Origin of the sequence: Ktedonospora formicarum (assembly GCF_016587355.1) — a bacterium.
Classification (GTDB): Bacteria; Chloroflexota; Ktedonobacteria; order Ktedonobacterales; family Ktedonobacteraceae; genus Ktedonobacter; species Ktedonobacter formicarum.
Window position 1 is genome coordinate 1,371,717 of sequence record NZ_BNJF01000002.1, and the last position, 24,744, is coordinate 1,396,460.

A 24,744-nucleotide genomic window follows, 5' to 3' on the forward strand; every position below is an offset into this window, starting at 1 on the left:
GGTTCGCGCTATACACACTCTAGGTTCGTTTTCCATTACTCAAAAAATATTATTATCTTATACCTGGGCTTGAAGAGAAGAAATGGATCTTTGTTATGCAATTGCTTATGTGCCAATAAGTACACTTCAATGATCCATTTCCTCTTTGCGTCAGTAGGTCGCATCCCCTATTTCGAAGTCATCAGCTTAAATTTGCCGCTCTTCCTCACGTATACTGAATTGCTGGCATGATTTCGTGGGCGAATATTTCCAGCGATTCAGTGTCTGTGGGAAGAACATACATAATGAAATACTGCATTCCCATGTTCACCAGGGTCTGGACCTGGTTTTTAACCTCCTCGATTGTACCTACAATCGCTCCTCTGACTGCGTCTTCGCGAATGGGGTTGAGTAGGCGTTTGGCATTGAGTTCTTCCTGCGTGCGGGCAACCTGGAGCGTTGGCACAAAGTAGCTGTGCAATATGGTCTTGGATGGGCGGCTATATGCTTCACAGTATACGTTCAGTACATCGTATTTACGTTGGATATCCTCAAGCCGAAAAGCGCTCCCAGTCCAGACATGGGGACCAAAGTTACTCATGTCCGCATATTGAGCAACCTGGCGTAGGGTAACGCGCTCACCTCCACCGCCGATGAGCAGAGGTACATGTGGTTGTTGCATGGGTAATGGATAGCCATTGGTTTGCTGAAGCTGAAAATGACGACCCTGGTAATCAAAAGGCTTCCCTTGCCAAAGCCCCTTGATAATTTGAATGGTTTCTTCTAATCTCTCCTGCCGTTCGTTGACGCTTGGAAGAGGTATACCTAACTGCTCAAATTCAGCCTTGTCATCGCCCATTCCTAGCCCAAGTACGAGGCGACCATGGCTGGCACGGTCTACATCTGCCGCCATTCGTGCTAGAATGGCTGGATGCCGATAATAAGCACTGCTGACGAATGACATGAGACGAATACGTTTGGTTGTGACGGCAAGCATAGACAGCGTTGTCCAGCAATCTGAACTGCCTGTGCTGACCGGATGGTCGTAGATGCAAGCTGCATCGTAGCCAAGTTCTTCTATGTAGAGAACCTCTTTGAGTAAGCTCTCCCACTCAAGGAAAATGTTAGATAGGATGCCAAAGCGTACTTTGCTTTCTCCTTCGACGATCCAGGAAGGAGAGGTCCCGGTCTGTTGTACATTTTCGGTCAAGGCAGTCTCCTTATCTGTTGAGAAAATAGTGGGTGACTTTGTCAGGAAATACTTCATCCGCGTTTGGGCGATCAGGCTTTTTGGCGATAGCATACCTCCTGTAAATTCGGCTTTCTATTAGAAGACGGTCAAATTTGGCATTTTTAGGACAATAATATTTGACAAGTTTCACCATAAATAATAGGTGGCATCTGTTCTTCCCTAATCGACAAGAATCAAAGTTTTATTGTAAGTACGATCTTTATTCTTGTTTAAACTAACGTCTATCTACCAGAACTCATGAAAAAGTTCCGTGAAATGAGCCAGGATCGATGAAAAAGCGCCCAAATTGGTTATTTGGGAATCAGGGGAGGCAATTTTGGCGTCTTGTGAACGACCGGAAACCGCTTCGCTTTGCCAATCTGCACCCCCCTTTGGCGGCCTTTCGATTTTCCTCGCAGTTGGACCGGCTTGGCCGGGGTTCCCAAACGAGGCAACAATTTGCCAATCCCGCGTCGCACTTGCTGCGGGGTAGACACCCGTTGCTTGTTTTCCCACGGACGCAGTTGCGGTTCGACCACCGAACGTGCCAGAACCACCTGATTGTGAGCAATCGCCACGATCAGGCTCCAGCGCTCAAACTGCTCTGGAGTACGCAAGCGCGGTTTCTCCCACAACAACGCCTGTTTGTCAAAGCGATAGCCATGTTCTTGTCCAAAGCGGCGCACATAGCCCAGGGCGATGGAGGCAAGATCCACCGATGTGTCTCCGATCCAGACAAACCAACTGACGCGGGGATCGCGCTCTTTGTTGGTCGCATGAGGCCGCACGACCTGCAGAACCGTCACTTCCAGCCAGCGTGCTTGCTTGACGTGGACCTGTTTCCACCACGTGACCGTGACCAGTCGACCTTTGGCATCCTGACCCTGCCATGTCCCATCTGGACTCCCATGGCTGCTCTCCTCCTCAGGTTGCAGTTTCTCTCCATCTTTGCGTGGTGCTCCTCGTTTGCCCGAGGGAGCAGGCGCTGCGCGGTAAAAACAGCGGTTGCCTTTGAGACGGATCAGCGTGCCCTGCAAAGGCAAGGTGCTGCATTGGCACCAGAGCCAGATCGCGTTGTATCCACGATCCAGCACCACCACCGTTTCCTTGGGCAACGACGAACTCAACTGCTGCAATTGGGCAAAGGCCATCTGCGCTGCGGTCGTCCCCGTGTTCACTCGCTGCTGATCCAGGATGTAGGTCCAACTGCTGGCAGGATCAGGCAAAGCGACGACCGTCGAGAACTGCCATCCAAACGTGACTGGCTTCTCACACTTCGGCAGATTAGGGACCGGCAGCGCACTGCGATCTCTGGCGGTGAGCGATCTCGGACGAGCTATGCCACTGGTATCAATCCCGATCCACAAGCTGGAATCTGCTTCCTTCTCGGGCAAATATCGGATGAACACCTTTCGCAGGGCCTGTTGATCAATGCGACCATCTTCAAACGCTTCATAGATCGACGACCACTTTCTTTCAAACCAGAGCGATTGTGTCACTTCTGGCAACGATTTGGCCTGCGTTTCCGTCATCAGTGCATCCACCGTATTGAACAGCGCATCTTTGGCTCGCAAAAAGCAGTCATAGATCTCGTGACGAAACTTGTTCCATGTGGTAAGGTACATGCGAGTTCTGCTCCTTTTGTTTCTTTGATACCGGAACAGTACTCGCTTTGGCAATCTTTCGCAAGAGAGATTGCCTTTTTGCTCTACATTAGTCTAAACAAGAAATCTTTATGTATTTTGAGGAAATATATGCATCTTTCAGAGTGCTCTGTTACTCCATATCTTCTTTTCCGTCGATATGTTAATGCGCTATTTTACTACAAGAGCAAAGAGGATCAAGGAGATCGTTGATGTCCATGGAAAAAATGAAGTATGTCCAAGCACGCACTATGTTATTGGAACAGATCACTTTCGCGTTGCAAAATGATGAGCGTTTTGTGGCAGCCTGGTTGACTGGGAGCTTTGGTCGTAGTGAAGAAACGTGGCTCAGTGATCTGGATCTGTCTGTCGTCGTCTCTGACGCATCGAGTGCGTCGTTATGTGCCACCCCCTGGCAGAGCGGAGCAAAAACGACGGAAGAACGTCTTGCCCTATTTAAGCAGTTTGGGACACCAGGTATCATTTTTGAAAGGAAGAACCACGCGAACCAGATTGATGGTATCCTTACCAATGTGGTGTATCAAGAGTCCGCGCAAAGCGTCGATTGGATGCTGATCCCGCAGGCAAAAGCTCACCGAGAACACGCTTCCTTCCTGCTCTTTGATAAAGTTGGCCTTCCTGAACCATCTGTACCAGAACCTGAAAGTCTTGAACAGCGTATTGAGCGCCTGCTGCCATAATTCTCATCAGTCCATAGACTCCCCTATGTTGATGAGGAAGCACTGATAGGCTCATCTGTAGCGGATTGCACAAGAACATCTTTGAATTACATAGGTGTAATTCTGCGCATTTTGCAGATGTATTATTGAACTGTGTGTCTCTGTTCTGAGTAGTGCTTCTCACTTATTGCTCTTGAGTTTGTGTAATGCTCGCCCCATTTTTGCATATTTGCCAGGATTGGTTCGATAGTCTGTCCTAGCAGTGTTAGGGAATATTCGACCTTCGGAGGTACTTGATTATAGATCTCGCGCGAAATTATTCCATCTTCTTCTAGTTCGCGTAGTTGCAGTGTGAGCATACGCTGTGTGATTTGAGGGATAAGCCGAGTGAGTTCCCCAAAACGACGTGGGCCAGAGAGCAAGGCAAATAAAATCATGGGTTTCCACTTACCTCCAACAACGGATATCGTTGTTTCCACTCCGCACTTGTCCTGTGCCATGTGATTATCTTGTCCCATCGAACACGTCTTCCTTTCGGCACCTAGTGCTATCTCAGTATGCTAAGTAAAGCATTCGCTAATGCCGCCTGAGTGGCGACGAAGCTAGTCGGCATGTGGTTCCACTACAAGCTGAGTTTATGGTATGCAACAACTGAGCATTCTAGGTGACTGCGCTCTGGCGGATGAGTTACTTACTAGTATTGCTGTCAGTATCGCACATTTTTGTGCGTACTTGTATACAGAGCATGCAGTGAGTATACTTCGACGACAAGGGAGAAGGCAAACTTCACCTCCTCTACAAAGAGGAGGTGCTCACCTATCCTGGAGGTTCGTGCTTTCCATTCGCTTACTGTCGAATCAATAGCACTATACGGTCTTAGGAATCGTAATCAGACTGGTCATTTTGACCAGTCGTCAGGTCGTCAGAATTAGACTGGTCATATTTATGAAACATTTTCCAATGTCATTGGAATGTTAACATAAGTTGAAACAAAGGAGGCCCTATGTCTCTCACTGAGACTTCCGTTATTACCCGTTACTTCGAAGCCAGCGCTCGACGTGACATAGACGCTGTTGTCGCGTCGTTTAGCGAAGAGGCGCTGGTCGTTGATGAAAACCATACCTATCATGGCTCTCAAGAGATTCGAGAATGGCAGGAAGGGGTTGCATCTATATATGAATACACGACACAGATTCTTGATACCAAGCGTTTGGATGAGAAGAGCTATCTAGTGATTGGTCGCCTAACTGGTAATTTTCCTGGTGGAATTGCAGATTTGCAGTATCGCTTCGTTATCCATAATGATTTGATCGAACGCCTTGAGATTGTGTAACCAGACGGGATGGGAATTCGCGAATTCCCATCCCTGGTGTGATGACTAAGCCAGCATTCCTCCATCAACAGTCAAAGTTGTGCCAGTAATATAGGATGCTGCCGGACTTGCCAAAAAGACGATCGCCGCCGCAATCTCTTCAGGGCGCCCGTAACGCCCAAGAGCGATGGTTGAAGTCACTCCAGGGGAGAACGGTCCATCCGCCGGATTCATATCGGTATCGATAGCTCCTGGTTGAATTATGTTGACAGTGATCCCTTTCGGCCCTAGGTCTCGCGCCCAGCCTCGGGTATATCCAGCGATGGCAGCCTTTGCTGCACTATAGTCTGCAATGCCTGGAATACCTGTTCTTGTGGAAAACCAGGAGCCAATGGAGATGATCCTTCCGCCCTCGCCCATTACACGTGCCGCAGCACGCACCCCAGTTGCCACGCTGGTAAGATTGACTGCCATCAGATTGTTGAAGGTCGTTTCGTCTCTTTGGGGATCGGTAATCTCTCCAAATGCCAGGACGCCAGCATTGTTGACCAGAATATCAAGGCGCCCAAAATACTTGATGACCTGGTCGATTAGCCCCGTGACCTGTGCGGGATCGGCCTGATCAGCTCGAAAAGCGATTGCACGTACCCCCATCTCTTTGATTTGACGAATAAGCGTTTCTGCCTTTGTGACTGAGGCATCGCTGGTATAGCTTATCGTGACATCCGCACCCTGCTCAGCAAGGGCATACGCAGTTGCAGCGCCAATCCCACGCGATCCACCAGTGACCAATGCTACTTTCCCGCTCAATATCTGTGTCATGTGTTATCTACTCCATTCTATTCTTGTTAATGTGATTGAGAGCTACCACTTCCACTCCCCCTACGTCTCCTAGAGATCAGGAAAAGGGCCTGATTTACTCTCCAGGGCCTTGAAAAGGGGTATATGCCCCTTTATGGGAAAAGAAAAGCAGATTTTTTGTATAAAAGGGGCATGCGCCCCTTTTATACAAAAAATTAAATTGTGTGCTCTAACGATTCAACTTTTTTCAGTTCGGCAAGCAGGGTGTGTGTCTGTTGCTCACCAAATTGTGCGATGATTTGCTTTTGAGCCTGAAGCCAGTAAGGATGAGCATCTATTAGTGCTTGTTTCCCCTGCTCTGTCAGGCGTACTACTCGCGTGCGTCGATCACTTCCTGCATCAACAGTTACTAATCCCTGGTTTTCAAGCGGTTTCAACGCGCGAGCAAGTGCACTTCTATCCATGGCTAGCTTCTCAGCTAGATGCATCACTGTCTCTTGTTCTGAGATAGCAATCATGACTAACACAGTATGCTGCGTCATGCGTAATCCAGTTGGCTGCAAACACCGATCGTAGAGTTGTGTAATCACCCGTGCGGCTTTGCGTACCTGTGAGCATGCACAGATTTCTGCGGACGCCTTCAATGCTGTTGTATCGAGTTCCTGGATTTTCGTTCCCATGATTAGGAGTATATGCCCCTATTTTAATAATGTCAAGCCTTGTTCAGGGATTTAAATATGCCTCATGACATTTTCATCAAAGTTTTTTATGAGGCTCTGGCGAAGGAAATTCTGATAGTTGAATATGGCCGAAATCGAGATCAGTATTTTCCAGAAGGGCTATTTATCTCGCCGGGTCGACTGTCTGGGAACGCCGCGTCGGCGTATTAATACTCTGGAACGTACACGCAACCAGAAGCGTTGTTCAATCATGTGGCAGTTTACGACGAACGAGGCTCGCCTGAAATTGCCCCACCTGTATCCCGATATCCAAAACGGACGGAAGATGTAGGCGTGAGGCGGGGTTCTTGAAATGGGAGTACCCACGTGACGTACAACGAGATGAACACTGGAGCCTGACGGAGAGAAACAGGTGCCTTTTCCTTCTCAAGAAGGTACTCCACCTGAAACAGGAGGACGCCCACAGGCTAGATATCTGGAGCCTGAAGGCCGTGCATGCCCAGCGAGTAGCTAATTTCTCCGCCGTGATGCAAGTCGTGTTCAATCACATGCCAGACGACCCATCCACGGGTGTACTTGTGTGTTTGGCCGTTGAGTTCATATTCGAAGACGACCTGCAGATCGGTGGGGGTATAGCGCGCTAGCGCCTCCTGCATCACCTGCCAGGTGAGAGCCAGCCCGTTTACGATCTCACTGGCGGAGCGTATTGGAGAACCAGGTGAGTTCCAATAGGAGAGCGCGTCAAAAGCGTCATCTCCCTCGTGCAGAACATCGTGGTACCAACCTGCGCGCGCTGCAATCATATGGCGCGCCAGCTCACCGATGGAACGCAGGTGGGGCGCAGCGCGCAGAGCAAGCTGCTCAGTGGATAACGGAGCCAGGGCTTCGCTCAATTCCCTTTGATACGTTTGCCAGCCCTCAGTCATCATGGCAAGGGTGATATTAGTGTCAGTCATGAGTACTCCATCTGGTTTTCATCGGGTTGCTCATTAGTATCTCATTCCTGTCAAGATCGACCTGGACTGATCACTTGACTATCCAAGAAGCTCTCTTATACTTGACAGTTTAATGGTGTTAAACTAAAATGAAAGTATATTAAATAAAATATTTCTGCGTGAAGAGCTTTTTCCAGAAAGGTATGATAAATGTCCATTCACTACCTGCAAATAGCTGATGGGACCATTTCTTTTGAGGATCAGGGGCAAGGCCCTATGGTCCTCTGTATGCCAGCAGGAGGGGATTTTCGCTCTGAATACCGCTATCTAGCTCCACAATTGGTCGCGGCAGGATATCGCGTTGTGACAATGGATATACGGGGGCAAGGAGAATCGAGCGTTGACTGGCCCGAGTATACTGATGCCGCGCTTGGTTCAGATATGTTAACGCTTATCAAACATTTAGGTGCTACTCCAGCCTTTATTATTGGCACATCTAAAGCGACCGGAGCGGCCCTCCAGGCATCGCTGCAAGAGCCTTCTCTTGTGCGGGGACTGGTTCTTATCGGACCTTTTGTTGCGGCCCCAAGATCTGCATTCTTTACAAAGCTGATGGTTTATCTCCTATTATCACCTCTATGGGGAGTGGCAGTGTTTAATTGGTATTTTTTGAAAATGTATCCCAAAGCTCGCCCCGATGATTTTGAGGAACACCGATGCCGCGTTAAGATGATGCTCAAGGAACCTGGACGCTTGCGCGCTTTACGGCAATTATTCTCTGAGAGCAGTGGGGCAACCTACGCTCGCCATGGAGAGATCCAGACATCTACTCTGATTTTGATGGGGTCGCGCGACCCTGATTTTAAAGATCCCACCCACGAAGCTCAGATTCTTGCGGCGCGTTTGCCACATGCAGTAGCCCAAGTCATTGAAGGCGCTGGTCATCATTTGCATGTAGAGGAACCAGTGGTGGTGGGGCAACGCATTCTTGCCTTTCTGTCCGAAATAAGCTCACAACAAGGAATTACATCTTTACAGGAGGTCCAATGATGGCTACGCGTGCTGGTTTGGATGCAGAAGCAATTGTGCAAAAGGCTGCTGAGCTTGTGGATAAAGGTGGGTTGGCTCCCCTCTCGATGGCTACGCTTGCCTCTGAACTGGGTGTTCGTCCTCCCGCGCTCTACCACTACTTTGCTGGTCTGGCTGGACTGCGACGTCAGCTTTCCCTTCTAGGATTGCAGGAAGTGTCAATTCAGGTGGGGCGTGCTGTTCAGGGCAAGGCTGGCGATGATGCGGTGTTCGCCCTCGCATACGCTCTACGGGACTTTGCGAGAGCTCATCCAGGTCTCTACGAGGCTGCCTCGCGTGCGCCTGATTCTGAGGACCGCGAGTGGCAGATGGCTGGGCAAGAAGTGGTGGCGACTATGATCCGTGCGTTATCTGCCTATCAACTCTCAGATGCTGCTGCCCGGCTTGCAGTGCGCATGCTTCGTAGTGTCGTTCATGGGTGTGTCTCACTGGAATACATTGATGGATTTGGCCTTCCAAACGTGAACAATGAGACATTCGAGAGCTTGTTGAAGGCACTATTGGACTATCTGGCAAGCCATATAGCAAAAACCAGCGTTTAAGTCTGGTCATACAATACAGATGTAAAAACAACTGCGAGAATAATGATGCACAATTCTCTAGAAGGGGCGGATTAGCAGTATATACTTGCTTAGTGACAGAATAGAGGAAAGAATAGTTATCTATAAGAGGCAAGAGATAGGAGATGTGCATGCGAATTGGCCTTATTGCTGATATTCATGGCAATCTCGTCGCGTTAGAATGTGTTTTAAGTGAATTGCAACAGGAGCAGGTTGACCACATTATCTGTCTTGGAGATGTAGCTGCGTTAGGGCCACAGCCCCACGAAGTGCTTGAGCGGCTACGAATGCTGAATTGCCCGGTGGTCTTAGGCAATACCGATGACTGGTATCTGCAACCGGTGCCTGATGGTGATGAGGAACTAAGAGAGATTGTTCATTGGGGCCTTCAGCAGTTTACCGAAGCTGATCTGGAGTATCTACGCTCTTTTCAACCAGTGATCGAGTTACGTCTTGATACAGACAAATCACTTCTATGCTTTCATGGATCCCCACGATCATATAATGAAGTGATTGCCTCTACGACGAGTAGTTCTGAAATGAGAAGCATGTTTGCGGGTCACCAGGCATGGATTATGGCTGGTGGGCATACACATGTGCAGATGCTACGTCGCTTTGAGCAAGCGCTGCTCATTAATCCTGGGAGTGTTGGCCTTCCAGGAGTCGGTCCTGAGAGTAAGGATCTCCAGCGTAACAAGCAGGTTCGCTGGGCTGAATATGCTATCCTTACCCTGCGTAATGGACATATAAGTGTCGATCTGCGCCGCATCCCTCTTGATATACCTACCCTTCTTCAAATTGGTTATGCCAGCGGTATGCCTGATATTAATTCATGGGTGCGAGCCTGGGATACTCTAGGTGAAGCCCCATAACTAAATTGAAGGACGATCTCAGCTCCTAATTATATCAGGAGCTGAGATCGTCCTTCAATTTGTATATCTTAGCGCCATGACTTTCCTTAACAAATCAGTGAAGAATTTCAAGCAAGCCCTACCAAATGTTGCCTCCTTGGCTTGATCTTTCTCCATATTTTTGCGTACTCCCTTCGGCTATGGCAGAGCTGAAAGCATTGCCGCTCGTCTAAAGCATCCTGTTCCCTGTTTGGGGTCATTGAGAAACGTTGGCAAAGACGTCTGCTGTTGCAATGTGAAATGATACTGTCGGCAAACCGTCTTGAACGGTTGAGGTTGAAGAAAATTATGAATCTTGGTTGGCATTGCGCCTGGAGGGATGATAGGCTTAAAAATGATGATTCTTCATGCAGGCTACCATAAGCAAGGCGTAATTGCTATTCGGCCTGTTTGACAGCGGGAGCTTTTTCATTGGTGGATAAGTATTCATCGCATTCCGCGATAGTGGTTGAATTGGAGAGGTGTTTGTTGCCAAACTCCTCAAGAGCTGCGAGCACATCTCCGAGTTCTCTGCCCTTGGCAGTGAGATGATATTCAACTCGCGGTGGAATTTCCAGGTAAGCAAGCCGCTGCACGAACCCTAACTCTTCCAACATTTTGAGGCGATTGGAAAGTGTTTTGGAGCTAATGTGCCCTAGCACTGAGCGCAAAGCGTTAAAGCGCATAGACCCCTGTAATAAATTCATGACGATGAGCAACACCCAGGTATCTCCCAGAAAATGGATGGCTCGTCCTAATGGAGTTTCTGTGCAGGCTTCTTGTATGTTGGATGGATGATTTGCCTCTGATGCTTTCATAGGGAAAAGTATAACATCATTTTCTGTAGAAAACAATGTTCTTGACAAATCTAGGATGCGAATATATTATTAGTTCCATAAGGAAAGCTACATACAAAGGGGAACTACATCGCCTGATAAAAGAGTTTGTTCTTACCATGTGTGAAAATCAGATGCTCGATCAACTTAAGGAAACCTTACGCATATGAACTATGGTCATCCGATCCAGTTCGGAATAAATATTACTCCGGTTAGCAGCCAACCAGAGACGTCTGTTTCGCTTGCGAAACGTAGTGAAGAGCTTGGCTATGACCTGGTAATATTTCATAATAACTTCTTACAACCAGAGCTCCTGGATACCTGGACACTCCTCTCATGGGTTGCCGCTCAAACGAAACGCGTGCACCTTGTGGCAAATATATCCAATATATCGCAGTGGTCACCCACTGTCTTGGCGCGCTCGGTGGCAAGCCTTGACCTTCTTTCCTCCGGTCGGCTCAATCTCGCACTGGGTGCTGGAACCTTGTGGAATGAGATCGAGAAGGACGATGAGGCAGTGATGGCGTTGGATGAAGCGATCGATATCATTGGTGGTGTGCTAGATGGTGGCGATGATACTCCACTCCGCTTTAATGGCTCGTACTATCGCCTTAAAGGTGCACAACGAGGACCTATTCCAGCACACGATATCCCTATCTGGGTTAGCGCTACCCAACGGCAAGCGTTGCGTTTGATAGGCCAGAAGGCGGTTGGCTGGCTGTCCTCGATTGAGTCTATGAAACCGGAAGATTTCCCATCTGCGAATAAAATTATCGACGAGTCTGCGCACGAGGCTGGTCGCGATCCACGCGAGATTCGACGTCTTGTTGTCATCACAGGGAATTTCTCGCCATCTCGGGAAGGATTTCTTAGAGGACCAAGTGCTCAATGGGTTGAAGAACTTTTACCGTTCGTTACCAACGATGGCATCAGCACTGTAATTCTCAAATCAGATGACCTGGCAACGATAGAGCAGTTTGCTCTTGAGGTTGCTCCAGCATTGCGTGAAGCGGTGAATCGGGAATTACCAGATGCGTTCTTAGGACCTGAGATACGTCGTGCTGCAGTACGGGCCAAGCGACGTGTGGGAATTGACTATGATGGCGTACCTGAGTTGCTGGCTTTGGCTGTTATAGAACCCGGAGATGTGAGCTATGCGCGCGTCAAGTCAACCTATATGCGAGGTGGATCCCCCGGCATTGTCTTCCAGGTGAAGAATACAAATGAAATCATTGAGGCCCTTGCTTTCGCTCGCTTACATCCTACTGTACCGTTTGCAGTGCGTAGCGGTGGACATGGTATTAGTGGTCGTTCAACCAATGATGGTGGCATTGTTATCGACCTCTCCTGGCTCAACAAGATAGAGGTGCTTGATGAGCTCACCCGTCGCGTGCGAATTGAGCCAGGAGCGCGCTGGATGGATGTCGCGGCTGCATTAGAACCATATGGGTGGGCACTTAGTTCGGGTGATTACGGTGGGGTGGGGGTTGGTGGGCTCGCTACTGCTGGCGGTGTGGGTTGGCTTGTGCGTGAACATGGTTTGACGCTTGATCACCTGCGTGCTGTTGAAATGGTGCTTGCGGATGGCTCAGTGGCGCGTGCTAGCGACGATGAGAACCCGGATTTGTTCTGGGCCGTTCGTGGGGCCGGAGCAAACTTTGGTATTGTGACATCCTTTGAGTTTGAGGTAGATGAGGTTGGTGCTGTTGGTTGGGCGCAGTTGGTTTTTGATGCAAGTGATACCGCCGACTTCCTCGAAAAATGGGGTAAGGCTGTCGAGAGAGCGCCGCGTGATCTTACAAGTTTCCTTATCATGGGGCCGCCTCGTCGGGGAATGGCGGTAGTAGCACAGGTAATGGCTGTTGTTGACTCTGATCAACCTGATATTATCATCGACAGACTTCAACCTCTTGCTAACATCGCGCCACTGTATGATCAAAATATTGTCATTACGTCCTATGCGAACATTATGGCAAATGCACATGATGAGGGCTACCATAAGGGACAGGGGGAGCCAGTTGGGCGTACTGGCCTCATAAAACATATCACGCCCGAGTTCGCTGCTGAAGCCGCGCGCTTAATATACAGTGGAGCTGTGTACTTTTTCCAGATACGCGCAGTTGGTGGAGCGGTTTCAGATGTTGATCCTGACGCGACAGCCTATGCTAACCGAGCGGCAAATTTTTCCGTGACAGCATTTGGAATGAGCCGTCATCGTATGAATACACTATGGGATGCACTCTCAGCTCATTTTCAAGGGCTCTATCTGAGCTTTGAAACTGATTTGCGCCCTGAGCGCCTCAATGATGCCTTTCCACCCAGGACTCTAGCGCGTCTGCGTGAGCTGAAGTCACGATATGATCCTGAAAATGTTTTCCGTGACAACTTCAATATCGCGCCTAACCGTGTATCCGCTAATACGGTATAAGTAATACCTTACTTGTGAATAGGATGTTAACAACCTAATGGAGAATTTCATGACAGATTATAGGCAGAATTTGCTTTTTGGCTTGTTCATAACGCCTGTGGTCCAACCAGTTATGCATGCGGTTGAACTTGCGATGGTAGCGGATCGGGTGGGTCTTGATCTGGTGACGTTCCAGGATCATCCGTATCAGCCATCATTTCATGATACCTGGACGCTTCTTACATATGTCGCGGCGAACACCAAACGCATCCGCGTTAGTGGTAACGTCCTTAATCTTCCTTTGAGGCAACCTGCCGTGCTCGGGCGAAGTGCAGCCAGTTTGGATCTTCTGAGCGGTGGTCGCTTTGAGTTAGGCATAGGAGCTGGTGGATTCTGGGATGCAATCGAAGGCATGGGAGGGCGTCGCTTGACGCCAGGCCAGGCGGTTGGGGCACTGGATGAGGCGATACAGATTATCCGAGAGATATGGGCTGCTGATAAACCTGGCGGAGTGCGCGTTGACGGCAAATATTATCAGGTCAAAGGGATCAAACGCGGTCCCGCTCCAGCGCATGAAATAGGGATCTGGATTGGAGCCTATAAACCACGAATCTTGAGACTAACTGGACGTGTCGCCGATGGTTGGTTGCCAACACTGGCCTATTTACCAGGAGGACCAGCCGATCTCGAAGAAATGAACAAGTATATTGACGAGGGGGCGGCGCTCTCAGGACGAGACCCTTCCAGTATACGTCGTTTCCTGAACATCTCAGGTCGCTTCACACGTGCTGGTCGTTCTCTGCTCGATGGATCGCCCCAGCAATGGGCTCAAGACCTTGCGGAAATTACATTCAAGTACGGAATGACTGGATATATCCTTGCCGCAGATGACGCGCGGACAATAGAGCTTTTCGCTGCCGAGGTTGTTCCCGCCGTTCGTGAACTTGTTGATGCCGAGCGTGCTCACCAGTAGTTGGTGGGCTGCTCCTCAAAGAGGGACCAGGCTCTCATAGTAATAGTATTTCCCAGGCGCTATTGCTATGAGAGCCTGGTCCCTCTCCGCTAAAGAGCAAGCTCAGCGTAATTATCCAGAGAAATCGCATATGGTTTTAGGATCAGCAATAGAACTCGGGAGCCTTTTTGAGCGTGGGCCACTGTATTTCGTCATGCCCAAAAACGGTGAGCACCACGCCTTCGCGCTTCGCTAGGGCAAGCAATTTGCGCGCACTAGCGGCAGCTTCAGTAGGATTGAGGTCGGAGCCATTATCATCCATTCGTGTCGCGGGATCGAATTCGGTTTCCATCGCGGCTGCATCAATGGCGAGCAAGATAGGGCCGGTATGTGGAAGCCGAACAAGAATGGCCTGATGGCCAGGAACATGACCGCTAGTTTCAATAAGCTCTACTCCAGGTACTAGTTCCAGGTCGCCATCGATAAGTTGGTAACATAAACCAGGGGCGTTCCAGTGAGGACGGGTGAAGGTGAAACGATCATCTTGGGTCGCACAGGCAAACTCATAATGACGCCGTTGGACAATGAGTTCTGCTTCGGGGAAGGCATCGTGGCAGCCAGAGTGGTCAGGATCAAAGTGGGAGCAGACGAGAAAGTGAATGTCGTGTGGAGTAAGCCCTAGCGCTGCAAGCTGGTCAACGACAGGATAGGTTTCTCGAATGGCACGGCCGGGTGGGCGATTGCACGAGAGCATGGAACCATCGACCGGGTATCCCGTGTCGATAAGGATATTTTTGCCATCACTGGTTTGGATCAGATAGCCAGGAATGGGCGTCCCATCTTCAATGAGGGATAGTTGGAATAGATAAAGGCGGACCGGTATAGGCTGAGAGAACTCCATGTGAATTGCCTCCTATCTTCTCTCTGCTGTTGAGAACTGATTTCTCAAGTATAGAGAAGTTGAGGCATATTAGGCTATAAAATAATTGCGCTGTGCTTCCAAATCCTTGCGTGCTTTGAGTTAAACTCATTTGTGATTTTGCTTACTATTGGTTATGCCTCATCTTTCTGTGTCTCGCGCAGATAGCGATAAAAGGTGGCTCTGGAGATGCCGAGCACTGTACAGATCTCCTGAATAGATCTGGTCTTGTCGGCGTACAAGTGTCGGGCCTGGGCGACCTGTTCTGTTGTTTTTAGTAACTTTGACCGCCCACCTTTTCTCCCTCTTGCCCGGATGGGTCTGTGGATAAGCAGTTGATCTTCCTCAGATTTCGCCTGAGCACCTACTTGAAGTTGTTCTTGTGCTTTGCCCACAGAATGATCGAGGTATTGAGTCAGGGCCTGAGAGGCGATATGCAAGGCACCAGATGGAGCGGGATCAGATGGCTCTAATGTACGCTGCCCGGTCTCGGCAATCAGTTCTGCTAGTTTCTCCTTAGACAGTGCCATAGCGTCTGGTAAGAGGGGTTGAGCCAGGAAAAAACCGAGAAAAATGGAACCAAAGAGGGATGTGAGCAAGTGCGGAGTGAGATCAGAGCGTACCAATCCCTGCTCGCGGAGCGTTTCCAGGTAGTTTGTGAAACCTGTAAGGACCTGTGTTGAGATAGCGCTATTCTGCTCACGTTGGATAAACTTCCCAAAAACCACCGTATCCTGTAGTAAGACAGCTTTGAGTAATGGGCGCTGTAAGAGAGCAAGAGCTGCATGTTTGAGGAGGCTATGCAAAGTAGCGCCTTCAGGATCGCTTCCAAGACGCTGCCTGATATCTTCTGCCATCGCGATTTTTTCCCGGAGAATGAGATCTGAGAATAGTGTTTCTCGCGTAGTCCAGTGCAGGTAGAGGGTTCCTTTTCCAACTCCTGCTTCCCTGGCGATATCTTCAATAGTAGTCTTGTCATAGCCATTGCGCAGGATTAAGTTTAATGCTGCATCCAGAATGTGCTGTGCGCGTGCTTCACGTTTCATTCTAGTTTGTAATCGTCGGCTTTCGCCTCCATTCTGCTGAGCCAATAGTCACTCTCCTGATTTGTGATTTAAGCTATCGATATCCTCTTGTTCATCAGACGGATTGCCAGTAGTGAGATCCAGCACCAGCCGAGAATAATGCAGATTCGCTGTATGAGTCCTGCTGGCCCATCTTGTAACGCGACGATATCGGTCAAGACGAAAAAGATGGCAACTAAAATACCTGTGGCAATTGAATACAATGCCCAGCCTTGCCTGCCAGGATTGGCTATATCACGTCGTGCCAATACAAAGCAAGCCGCGATCAGTGAAACGAAGACGAACAGGCTCATAAGATTATGGAGGATTCCGTGAATGCTGGGAGTGCTCGACGCTCCTGGTGGATAACCTAGAAGTGGATCAGTTACAAAGATACCAGCTCCAATGAGTCCGAGCCCAAAGATACCCAGTAGGATTGGCCCCCAGGTAGAGCCACGACCTGTACGTAGGGCATGCCTCAATCCAATGGCAAAACCAAAAACAAGTGCTCCGCAGACGATGAAGTTAGTAATTTGTATCCAGCCATCCTCTCCCTGACTGAGCGAGCTGACAACATGATGCAAGGCACTGTAGTGAGGCCGTGTGGCACCTTCGACGAGAAAGGAGACAATGAAAAGCAGCGGACCGATCGCGCCACAAGCGAGCAGCAATCTGATCCAGAATGGCTGTTCTTGAGTACTTTTTGTTGGAGCTTTCATATAATTCCCTCTGACTGTATAAAAATGACCAATATTGAAATTACGGTCATATATGTGCTATGGAGAAATATACCTAATAAGAGGGTAAAAGTCAAGCAGTGCCTATCATATTTAGGTAGACGCTTAGGGCCATTTAAATAGGTAGTTATGAATTGGCTGGAGGCATATGTCGCCCGCTGTATCACAATCAAAGTATCATAATCAACCTGATTCTGGATGTGTGATTTGCACAGAGTACATGGATTTCTGTGTTTCTGCTCATCTATGTGCACCGTAATCGGGATGCTCTATCTTTTGGTTGAGATCACTGTCTGGTATTCAATTCTATTGGCGAATGTTAAAAATGTATGACAAATGTGCGAAATTGTACTGTAATTGTAAAAAGTTAATTGAATTTAATTAATGATTATAGTATAATATTGTATTTACTGAAAATATAGTACATAATAGTGGTGTAAATTGTATATGGTGATTTTCAAGGAAAGAGAGTTGAGGATGTAAATAATAGAGAAAATGGCTCATAAGGGCGATCAAGCGAAATGCAGATGATGCGATACGACTGAGTAATGGGTTTCTTGAAGCTCTTGTCTCCCAAATCAGATAAGGGGGGCAAGCAACAGAAAGGGCTTGGGTGGAGATGTCGCAAGAAGTATCAGCACACACGGCAATGACTATTACATCAGCAGTTGATCCAACGGTGATTGTAACAGCACTTGACCTTGATTACACCTCTTCAAATCCGGCAGTTGTTATAGCATCCGGGTCGAAGAAGTGGTTCATGTACAATGATACTAATGATACGATTGATAACACACTTGGTTCTTTTGTCGTCGGCCCTGGAACACCTCCACACGGGAGAGGAAGCATACAATTTACACTTGATCCATCTCCTTATAATCGCAAGAACATTGCGACCTATCAGTTCAGCAGTACCTCCCTTGCTTCAATCACGCAAATGTCATTTGGCGCGTATTCACATAGCGGAGTCGCGGGAGCATCTGAGTCGCCATTCCTGAACTTTAATGTCGATTTTACTGGTACGTCAACCTCTTTCCAGGGGCGACTTGTTTATGTGCCAAGTGCCAATGGTTCGGTTCCTCAAGATACATGGAACACTTTTGATACCATCAATGGTGGTAATGCTTTATGGACATGGTCGCGCTATGGAAGCAACGGGAATAAATGGCCGGATAACAATACCAGCCAGTATCGCACATGGAATGCCATTAAGGCCGCATTTCCGAACGCGCGTATCCTTCCAGGTGATGGCTGGCTGGGTATTCGTGTAGGTGAGCCAGGACCGAATGGATACACAGGCAATGTCGATTTCTTCACTCTGGGCACCACAACGGGTGGAACCACCACATTCGATTTTGAGCCATTGGCGGTCCCGCAGGCTCGCGCTTTCGGCTTTCAGAGCACTAATCCAACAACTGCGCCCGTGGGGGATGTTTCGATTCAGGGACTTGGGTGTAGCGAATCCGCTACTACTCCAGTTGCCTCGGCTGCTGGATTTACAGTTGCAGGAATCACTGATACGGTTTCTAGTTTGGCGACTGCTGATCCGGCAATCGTAGACGCATCTTCAACAATTAATATTCTTACAGGGTCTGGTATAGTTGCTTCTGGTACAACTGTCACCGCGCATGTTGTGGGATCACTACCACCAGCCTTGGCAGGTTCAACGACTTTCGCACTGTTGTCTATCCCGGGTCAGCCTCTACATTCAAACTATAGTCCAACTCCCAATACCACGCTACCGATTCCTGGTGTTGGTACTGTGATACTCAATGAGCAGGCAATTGTACAACAACAGAATCGGCTTTCCATCCAGGTTAATGGGTTGCATGTGAAAATAACGCAAGGACCTAGGGCGGGCGCTGATATTGTGATTGGTCACGCTGAAGCTATCATCACGTATGTCTAGCTTCCCGATCAGAAGTTGATATAAACGCGCCCCTTCCATCTCTGCACATAGGGATAGGAAGGGGCCTTTTATGTGCTCAGCTCAAAGCAACCTTGATTAAGTGATGCTAGATGTTCGTTAATGTGGCTACTAATCTCGGTAAAATATATGGAAAGAATAGTAATCCGACCCTGAGTGTATATGATAGCGATAGAAGAGAGATTGAATAATATAGAATACAAGGAGAGTTGCTTATAGCGCGAATTCAGTTTTGCCTAGGGTTTTGCTATATATGTGAAAGCTGTCTTCTAGTAGCGTCAGAGGGAACGTTCTTTTCAATCATTCATTTGAGAGCGTTACTGAACTGATCTGAGGAGACCAGGCCTGACCAGTAATGTTATTCCAACGCATCTTAATAAAATTCACACCAGTTAGACCTTTTACATGATAGTCATAGCGTGTCCAGTTCCCCTTTCCACCAGTAATTGTCGGTGAAACTTCGCTCCAATTGATTGCATCCGCAGAAATATAAATACTAAAATGTGAGATAGGTTCCTGGGGCCAAAAATATGTTACAGCTTGAAATGAAGTCATTCCTTGCAGGTGCCATGTAATCTCCTCATGTGTCTTCGCATTATTCCAACGTGCTAATAGCGAAGTATCACCCTCAAAAAATTGACTATTATTCTTGTCAAATTGCAGATTATCTGTATGTTTGTAAACTTTGCTCCAATTGTTAAGTGGATCGACAATTGTTTGGTGTGCGGGTGTTGGAGAAGGTTGCTTCGTTGTCAGTTGCGCGTAATCTTCTGGAGAAAGAAAAAGTGATGTTAGGGGAAATGAGCCCACGCTGGCAAGGCAAAGGATAATGAGCAACCATAACCAGAGTTTAAGATTCTGTGATTGCTGGTATTCTCTATTTTTATGTGATTGTTCTACAGGTGATAAAGGCATTAAATCCCTCCAATGCTCAACAATAATATATTTATACCTCTCGAGTCGATTGGCTTACATCGAGAGGACGCTACTCATTGAATTGCCTTTCACCACTATATTATCTCATCACTATATTGTTTAGAACAGATCTCTATAAGCCAAAATTCGGCTTCCAGCCAGGTAGATGGCAAATTCATATGATCTCGTCCTACCTTAAGGGGTTAAGCTTCTAGTTCACTGTTCTCTGTTTGTGAAATCTCTGCTATAGGGGTGTCTTTGGGTAAGTGAGATGTTTCCTGGTCTTCAATAACTTCTTCCTGGACAACTTCCAATGTAGAGGCACCATTGGGCAACTGATCGGCCTCATTGTCTGCTTTATTCTCAGTTTCTAGCTCAGTTTCAAGAAGTATTGGTGCGGGAGCGTCATTTGAGAGAACTGCTAGCGCTACACTGTCAGTTCTCTTCTCTGAGTTGTTGCGGACTGGGAGCGCGTAGAGCCGTTGTGCTATTGCCGGGTGGAGTATCACAAATTGCGCGATTGCGCCTGTAACACTGAATATGAGCAAGGTCATGATTATGCCCGAAATCGACCAGCTCCCAGCGTACAGAAAGAGACCTGCAACAATGGCATCAATGGAGAAACTGAGGGTCAATGCAATTATTAGTTCTGCGACAATTTCATGGAGCCGGAGAAAACGCGTCAGTGCCATGCCTGGACAGAGAAAGAGAAAACTCATGACGATAAGTGCCTTGGCCGGAGCCTCAGGCCTTACATAGGTCACGATACTTGTTGCAGCGGCAGAAAGTAAAATAATCACAGGCCATAACCAATGGAAACGCATTGCTATTGGTCTCCTTCTAGAGAACTGGTGAGCTGATAAATCTGTACGTCGGTAGTGCGGTAGATCAGGGTAAATTCTCCTGATGAGTTGATAGCCTCCTCAAATTTATCGAGCGAACCAACTGGATAGCCTGACATTGCGTCAAACCAGGCCTTTTGACTGCGTGTGAAGATCATATATGTCTGAGGGCGTTGTTGATCTTGCATAAAGTGGACCACATCTCGAACGTCGAGTGTGATGATGTCATTGCTCAATGTCTCGTTTGTGGCGAGCGTTGTCACACGGAATTTTTCAAAGTTTTTCATTTGCCAGGGTGTTCCGGTCCAACCAGCAACAAATAATGCTTTGGAAGGAGCTATGCTATAGAGCATCTGGACTCCATTGACTTCGTCATAGGTCTTATAGTCAATATTCTCATTGCCGTAGCGTGTGAATAGGAAGCCACCCAGCAAGATAATTGTCAGGCTCGACATGACCAGCCCCTTCCAGGGAAGCTTGATCATTGTCAGTCTTGAGAAAAAGGACGGAAATGGTGGTTTCTCGTAAACGACTGAGGCCGCGAGAAAGATCATTGATGGCAAAGAGAAGAGATAACAGCGCAGTAGCATCTCTCCACCATACGGCTGTACGATGAAGAGTGGGAATGGAGCAAGTGCCAGTAATACCACAGAGGCATCTTTGTACCCCTTGCCCAGGCGAAAGAGAGCCCCCACAAATGCTACTGCCCACACAAAAAAGGTCATGATAATTCGTAGCCGGGCGATCAAGGCATGTTGTGGATCACCTCCGACTCGATCCGAGACATTCGATGAAAGCGAAACAAAAATCTGGCTGAGCCCTCCAAAGACCTGATTCATGTGCCCCGCGAGATAAGTGTGCGCCATTATAAACATCCAAAACAGGGTCATCACTGTCATCACGATAGGAAGCCACCAGAGCTTTAGAGTGCAGCGCCGGAAAACGATGAGCGCCGTGACGCTGACAATTGTGAAAAAAGGTGTTAATTGATGGCCATACACCGTAAAGGAGAAGAGTACCAAAACGCAGAGAAGAAGCGCGATTTTTTTTCGCCGCTGACTTGGCGTGCTGAGTGGATCGGGTGCGGTAAGCCAGGTATAGAGAGATGGGAGAAAACGAAGCCGACTTAAACGCGGTCCAAGTGAGCGGATAGACTCGTCAGAAGGTGTTTTAAACCATTTTAATAAGATTGCAAGAATAACAATGTAGAAACAGAAAAAGAGGCCCTGGGGAGAAAAATAATCTTGCCCAATCCAATTCGTGATACAGAAGAGCCACAAGGCGAGCCAAATCACTCGTCGATTTGTCGTAAATGTTGTAAAGAGGAAGTAGAGCGCTGCAAGCGTAATAACATTATTAAAGACGGGAGCCCAGGCAGCGTAGCTCAAAATCGTTTGGTACCCGGCGAGTTGGGTGACAAAAGCACTTAATATAAAGAATCCGGGCCAATTAAAATACGCACTTAGGTGAGGATTCACCGAACCTGTGCGGATGATATATTCGGTATACCCGGCATGTGTATACACCACGGAAAAGCGCGGAGCTTGTTCAACGAGAGTCGTGACACCGTATAACATAATGATAATAAGCCCAAAATGCAGAAGCAGAAGAGGGGTATAGTAACGTACTTTCTGAAGCGTGATACAGAAACTAACCATCATGATTACCAGAGCACCAATGAGTTCTGGAGGCATGATGGAAACGAGACCCAAACCATTCATATGTGATATTTGCGTCGCCACTGCGTTGAGCGAACTGTACCAGAGCGCGAATGAGCCTAGCGGGAGGGCGAGGCATAGGATAGTCAGTAGAATATCTATAATAATTGATTTCTTTGTTTTATTGGATGTATTCATTTGTGTGAACTCTTTGCTCATATGGAATCTCTTCTTTTGTATCTAAGATCATAAGTTGCTTGATAGTGTTGGTTGTGTTATCTATGCCTCTGATGGTTCTGAATATGAGAGGAGACATAAAGAGAGCCTCAACACAGAGGGCAATTACCCATCCAAGACTGAGCCCCGATAGCCCCCCCAAACGTGCGCCAAGCGTTGCCAGGACCAGTTCAAGTACGCTGCCTGAAATGATAGGGAGCATCGCGTTGGTAACCTCATCCTTGATCCGGCGTATGGCAATATGGTGATTTTTGATAATCAGCGGGAATGCTCCCAGTGCCAGGATTCGCAGAGGCCATGCGGCCTGTTCCGCGTAATTTGGACCGAAAAAGCTGAGAACAAGGTTGGCAGTTAGAAACAAGGTGCCGCTGGTGATGATGCCTGTTATGGTTGCGATGCCCACAGTCAGGCGTGTTTTCTGTGATAGGGTTGCTCGCTGTGCCGCGTTTGTTGCATGCAATACCGTCGTGAGTGATGCCGCGACCGCGAAGATAAAATTCGCGATCATTGATGCTACATAGAACCAGGCATTCATGGTTGGGGACAGTAGAACCGTCACAAGGACTGGTAATATCTGAGTTGGTGCCTGTAGGATAAGATTAAAGATATGATGTTGGATGGCTGATGATCCCAGTTTCCGCAGTACCTGCCACCTGGGTGATAAACTGCCCAGCTTGTGTCGCCCTTTCCAGAGGGCCAGAATCAGCAATGGGAGCGATGAGATAATATTGCCCAATGTCCAGGTGGCATAAATTGTCATGCCAATTTTATCAGTGAGCCAGAGCCCGACGAGATACAAGGCAACCAGTTTGACAAGGGAAAAGATGGTGTTGCGATAGAATTGCAATTCGCCTTTGAGCAACCCTATAACAGCCTGATCGATGATAACTGTCATAGCAGTTATGCTGATACTGGCGGCAAAGAGCAAGATATTTTGTATCGTGGCACCAATCGGGCGTAGTGCTGGAGAAATTAAGGGAGCGAGCAGGGAGAAAATTATCCCAACTAAGAATCCCACATTTCCAACAAGTAACAAGGCTGTACTGATGAGTGCTCCCTCTTGCCCTTTATTGCGTGGAATCTCGGTGAGAAGTAGGGTACCCAGTCCCAGCATACAGAAGGAAGAGAGCAACATCATGGTTGAGGTTGCGGCTGATGCGAGGCCAACAGCGTCCGGCGGGAAGTAACGAGCTGCCACCCACCAGTATGCGAAACCTAGCACTGATGTCACTGCCATTGTGCCTATTAAGGAACCAGTATTAAATAAGATGGCACTATTCTTTTTGATCCATTGAAAGAGTGATGCTATCACCGCTGAAGACTCCAAGAAACAGGGCTATTTATCCACGCTACGAACAGGTACACACGCGAAGATATGCATGCATACATTACCGAGGAATATTTATGCCTGCACGCCCGATAGGACTATGGTCTAGCCTGGGCATCGTTTAGCTGCTTGGAGCTTGTAACCTGTATTTCCATATGTTGCTTACTTTCATTTGTTTGTGAAAAACATCTGCCAACGAGATAGCCTGCGGTAGTGACAAACAGCCCAGTACTGATCGCTGCGGCGCGCGCCATTCCGTTGAGGTCGCGTTGTGTAAGTATGCTTCCTACGTTGCGTAGAACTCCCAGAGGTAACGTGCGGAACGTGTAGGCACTTTCTGACGAAAGGGAATCTTTTGTTCCAACATAGCGAGCGACAAATGCCTTAGAAATTCCCTCGGCGTAGCAGCGTGCCCAGAAATATCTCCAGTTCGCCCTCTGTGCTGGTACACGATGTTGTACCATCGCTTGAGGTTGGTAGAGAAAGTGGCGGTCAGGCCAATATTGGCGTGCGCGAATGCATAACTCTGTCTCTTCACAACCAATTGGGCGGGTACCAACACGTCCGATCCCGCTGCGAAAACTTCCAACATTTTCGAATACAGCGCGACGTATGCACATACTCGCTCCAATGGGATTGCGAATGATGGCGTTGGTCTGGGGCATGCCTCGGTAGGTGCAGCCCACCACCCAGTGAAATTCTTCTGGGAACCAGGAGGGCCTATGATCGACCCACCATGGCTCTACAACTCCACCAACACCTAGCACCTGTGGATCTTGTAGGGTCTCCTGAAAGAGCCGCAGCCAGTTGGGGTCCGCTATGGCATCATCATCCAGAAACGCGATAAGCTGTCCCTGGGAAACCGCAATACCACTGTTTCGTGCTCCAGATAATCCACGTTCTTCTTTATTTGGCACAACGACCACGCCTGTCAGCTGTTCTTGCGCCCTTTTCAACAAATCCGGATGATGATCGATGACGACAATGATTTCACGCGCTCCCAGAGTCTGGTGTTGTACAGACGCTACGGCTGCGATCAGGTCGGTCCAACGTTGTTCTGTATAGGCACAGAGGATAACGGAAATATCAGAGCTATACATCTTTTCTCTGCTATAAGTCATGC

The 24,744-nt window shown here is 48.2% G+C and carries 24 protein-coding genes; 9 read left to right on the plus strand and 15 right to left on the minus strand.

Features of this window, described 5'->3' with window-relative positions; genetic code table 11:
- Positions 1–205 precede the first annotated feature (205 nt).
- Positions 206–1,189: an LLM class flavin-dependent oxidoreductase gene (locus K3T82_RS24755; RefSeq protein WP_220196228.1), complete on the minus strand. Its 984-nt coding sequence runs from the start codon at positions 1,187–1,189 to the stop codon at positions 206–208.
- A gap of 332 nt (positions 1,190–1,521) precedes the next feature.
- Complete coding sequence (locus K3T82_RS24760) at positions 1,522–2,835, minus strand: NF041680 family putative transposase (protein WP_220196229.1); 1,314 nt, start codon at positions 2,833–2,835, stop codon at positions 1,522–1,524.
- Positions 2,836–3,065: 230 nt separating this feature from the next.
- On the opposite strand from K3T82_RS24760, the gene K3T82_RS24765 reads away from it, so the two are divergent.
- The gene (locus K3T82_RS24765) at positions 3,066–3,554 is read left to right on the plus strand and encodes a nucleotidyltransferase domain-containing protein (protein WP_220196230.1); all 489 of its coding nucleotides are present in this window, start codon (positions 3,066–3,068) and stop codon (positions 3,552–3,554) included.
- A gap of 122 nt (positions 3,555–3,676) precedes the next feature.
- On the opposite strand, the gene K3T82_RS24770 is transcribed toward K3T82_RS24765, so the two are convergent.
- Entirely contained in the window at positions 3,677–4,051 is a 375-nt protein-coding gene (locus K3T82_RS24770) for a winged helix-turn-helix transcriptional regulator (protein WP_220196231.1), read from the minus strand.
- A 485-nt stretch (positions 4,052–4,536) separates the two neighbouring features.
- Between K3T82_RS24770 and K3T82_RS24775 the strand changes: the two genes are divergently transcribed.
- Positions 4,537–4,866: a nuclear transport factor 2 family protein gene (locus K3T82_RS24775; RefSeq protein ID WP_220196232.1), complete on the plus strand. Its 330-nt coding sequence runs from the start codon at positions 4,537–4,539 to the stop codon at positions 4,864–4,866.
- A 45-nt stretch (positions 4,867–4,911) separates the two neighbouring features.
- Here the strand turns inward: K3T82_RS24775 and K3T82_RS24780 are convergent, their stop codons facing one another.
- Both K3T82_RS24780 and K3T82_RS24785 read right to left on the minus strand, forming a co-directional pair.
- Entirely contained in the window at positions 4,912–5,667 is a 756-nt protein-coding gene (locus K3T82_RS24780; RefSeq protein ID WP_220196233.1) for an SDR family NAD(P)-dependent oxidoreductase, read from the minus strand.
- A 194-nt stretch (positions 5,668–5,861) separates the two neighbouring features.
- Positions 5,862–6,326 carry a MarR family winged helix-turn-helix transcriptional regulator gene (locus K3T82_RS24785; RefSeq protein ID WP_220196234.1) on the minus strand — a complete coding sequence of 155 codons (465 nt, stop codon included), beginning with the start codon at positions 6,324–6,326 and terminating at the stop codon, positions 5,862–5,864.
- A 118-nt stretch (positions 6,327–6,444) separates the two neighbouring features.
- Between K3T82_RS24785 and K3T82_RS24790 the strand changes: the two genes are divergently transcribed.
- A complete protein-coding gene (locus K3T82_RS24790) occupies positions 6,445–6,657 on the plus strand; it encodes a hypothetical protein (protein ID WP_220196235.1) in 213 nt (70 codons plus the stop codon).
- Between the two features lie 136 nt (positions 6,658–6,793).
- On the opposite strand, the gene K3T82_RS24795 is transcribed toward K3T82_RS24790, so the two are convergent.
- Positions 6,794–7,282 (minus strand): DinB family protein, encoded by a 489-nt coding sequence (locus tag K3T82_RS24795; protein WP_220196236.1) that lies wholly within the window; start codon positions 7,280–7,282, stop codon positions 6,794–6,796.
- 189 nt (positions 7,283–7,471) lie between these two features.
- Here K3T82_RS24795 and K3T82_RS24800 point away from each other — a divergent pair, with 189 nt between their 5' ends.
- The 3 genes from K3T82_RS24800 to K3T82_RS24810 all read left to right on the plus strand — a co-directional run bounded on the left by K3T82_RS24800 (position 7,472) and on the right by K3T82_RS24810 (position 9,782).
- Positions 7,472–8,311 (plus strand): alpha/beta fold hydrolase, encoded by an 840-nt coding sequence (locus K3T82_RS24800; RefSeq protein WP_220196237.1) that lies wholly within the window; start codon positions 7,472–7,474, stop codon positions 8,309–8,311.
- The gene (locus tag K3T82_RS24805) at positions 8,308–8,892 is read left to right on the plus strand and encodes a TetR/AcrR family transcriptional regulator (RefSeq protein ID WP_236031496.1); all 585 of its coding nucleotides are present in this window, start codon (positions 8,308–8,310) and stop codon (positions 8,890–8,892) included. Before K3T82_RS24800 ends, K3T82_RS24805 begins: the two co-directional genes overlap by 4 nt.
- Positions 8,893–9,041: 149 nt before the next feature.
- Positions 9,042–9,782, plus strand: coding sequence for a metallophosphoesterase family protein (locus tag K3T82_RS24810; protein ID WP_220196238.1), 741 nt, complete (start codon positions 9,042–9,044; stop codon positions 9,780–9,782).
- A 416-nt stretch (positions 9,783–10,198) separates the two neighbouring features.
- Here K3T82_RS24810 and K3T82_RS24815 read toward each other — a convergent pair whose 3' ends face one another.
- Positions 10,199–10,618, minus strand: a complete 420-nt coding sequence (locus K3T82_RS24815; protein WP_220196239.1) for a winged helix-turn-helix transcriptional regulator — start codon at positions 10,616–10,618, stop codon at positions 10,199–10,201.
- A gap of 184 nt (positions 10,619–10,802) precedes the next feature.
- On the opposite strand from K3T82_RS24815, the gene K3T82_RS24820 reads away from it, so the two are divergent.
- Both K3T82_RS24820 and K3T82_RS24825 read left to right on the plus strand, forming a co-directional pair.
- Complete coding sequence (locus K3T82_RS24820) at positions 10,803–13,064, plus strand: LLM class flavin-dependent oxidoreductase (RefSeq protein ID WP_220196240.1); 2,262 nt, start codon at positions 10,803–10,805, stop codon at positions 13,062–13,064.
- A gap of 49 nt (positions 13,065–13,113) precedes the next feature.
- Positions 13,114–14,016 (plus strand): LLM class flavin-dependent oxidoreductase, encoded by a 903-nt coding sequence (locus tag K3T82_RS24825; protein WP_220196241.1) that lies wholly within the window; start codon positions 13,114–13,116, stop codon positions 14,014–14,016.
- A 142-nt stretch (positions 14,017–14,158) separates the two neighbouring features.
- On the opposite strand, the gene K3T82_RS24830 is transcribed toward K3T82_RS24825, so the two are convergent.
- From K3T82_RS24830 to K3T82_RS24840, 3 genes are all read right to left on the minus strand, one after another.
- The gene (locus K3T82_RS24830; protein WP_220196242.1) at positions 14,159–14,896 is read right to left on the minus strand and encodes an N-acyl homoserine lactonase family protein; all 738 of its coding nucleotides are present in this window, start codon (positions 14,894–14,896) and stop codon (positions 14,159–14,161) included.
- A gap of 152 nt (positions 14,897–15,048) precedes the next feature.
- On the minus strand, positions 15,049–16,005 hold the full coding sequence (locus tag K3T82_RS24835) for a TetR family transcriptional regulator (RefSeq protein ID WP_220196243.1): 957 nt from the start codon (positions 16,003–16,005) through the stop codon (positions 15,049–15,051).
- 23 nt (positions 16,006–16,028) lie between these two features.
- Positions 16,029–16,697 (minus strand): DUF998 domain-containing protein, encoded by a 669-nt coding sequence (locus K3T82_RS24840; protein ID WP_220196244.1) that lies wholly within the window; start codon positions 16,695–16,697, stop codon positions 16,029–16,031.
- Between the two features lie 637 nt (positions 16,698–17,334).
- On the opposite strand from K3T82_RS24840, the gene K3T82_RS24845 reads away from it, so the two are divergent.
- Entirely contained in the window at positions 17,335–18,624 is a 1,290-nt protein-coding gene (locus tag K3T82_RS24845; RefSeq protein WP_220196245.1) for a choice-of-anchor P family protein, read from the plus strand.
- 318 nt (positions 18,625–18,942) lie between these two features.
- On the opposite strand, the gene K3T82_RS24850 is transcribed toward K3T82_RS24845, so the two are convergent.
- From K3T82_RS24850 to K3T82_RS24870, 5 genes are all read right to left on the minus strand, one after another.
- Positions 18,943–19,557, minus strand: coding sequence for a hypothetical protein (locus K3T82_RS24850; RefSeq protein ID WP_220196246.1), 615 nt, complete (start codon positions 19,555–19,557; stop codon positions 18,943–18,945).
- A 203-nt stretch (positions 19,558–19,760) separates the two neighbouring features.
- On the minus strand, positions 19,761–20,381 hold the full coding sequence (locus K3T82_RS24855) for a hypothetical protein (RefSeq protein ID WP_220196247.1): 621 nt from the start codon (positions 20,379–20,381) through the stop codon (positions 19,761–19,763).
- 2 nt (positions 20,382–20,383) lie between these two features.
- A complete protein-coding gene (locus K3T82_RS24860) occupies positions 20,384–22,255 on the minus strand; it encodes a hypothetical protein (protein ID WP_220196248.1) in 1,872 nt (623 codons plus the stop codon).
- Positions 22,239–23,606, minus strand: a complete 1,368-nt coding sequence (locus K3T82_RS24865; protein ID WP_220196249.1) for a lipopolysaccharide biosynthesis protein — start codon at positions 23,604–23,606, stop codon at positions 22,239–22,241. The genes K3T82_RS24860 and K3T82_RS24865 overlap by 17 nt, the downstream gene beginning before the upstream one ends.
- Before the next feature lie 113 nt (positions 23,607–23,719).
- On the minus strand, positions 23,720–24,742 hold the full coding sequence (locus K3T82_RS24870) for a glycosyltransferase family 2 protein (protein ID WP_220196250.1): 1,023 nt from the start codon (positions 24,740–24,742) through the stop codon (positions 23,720–23,722).
- Between the last annotated feature and the right edge of the window lie 2 nt (positions 24,743–24,744).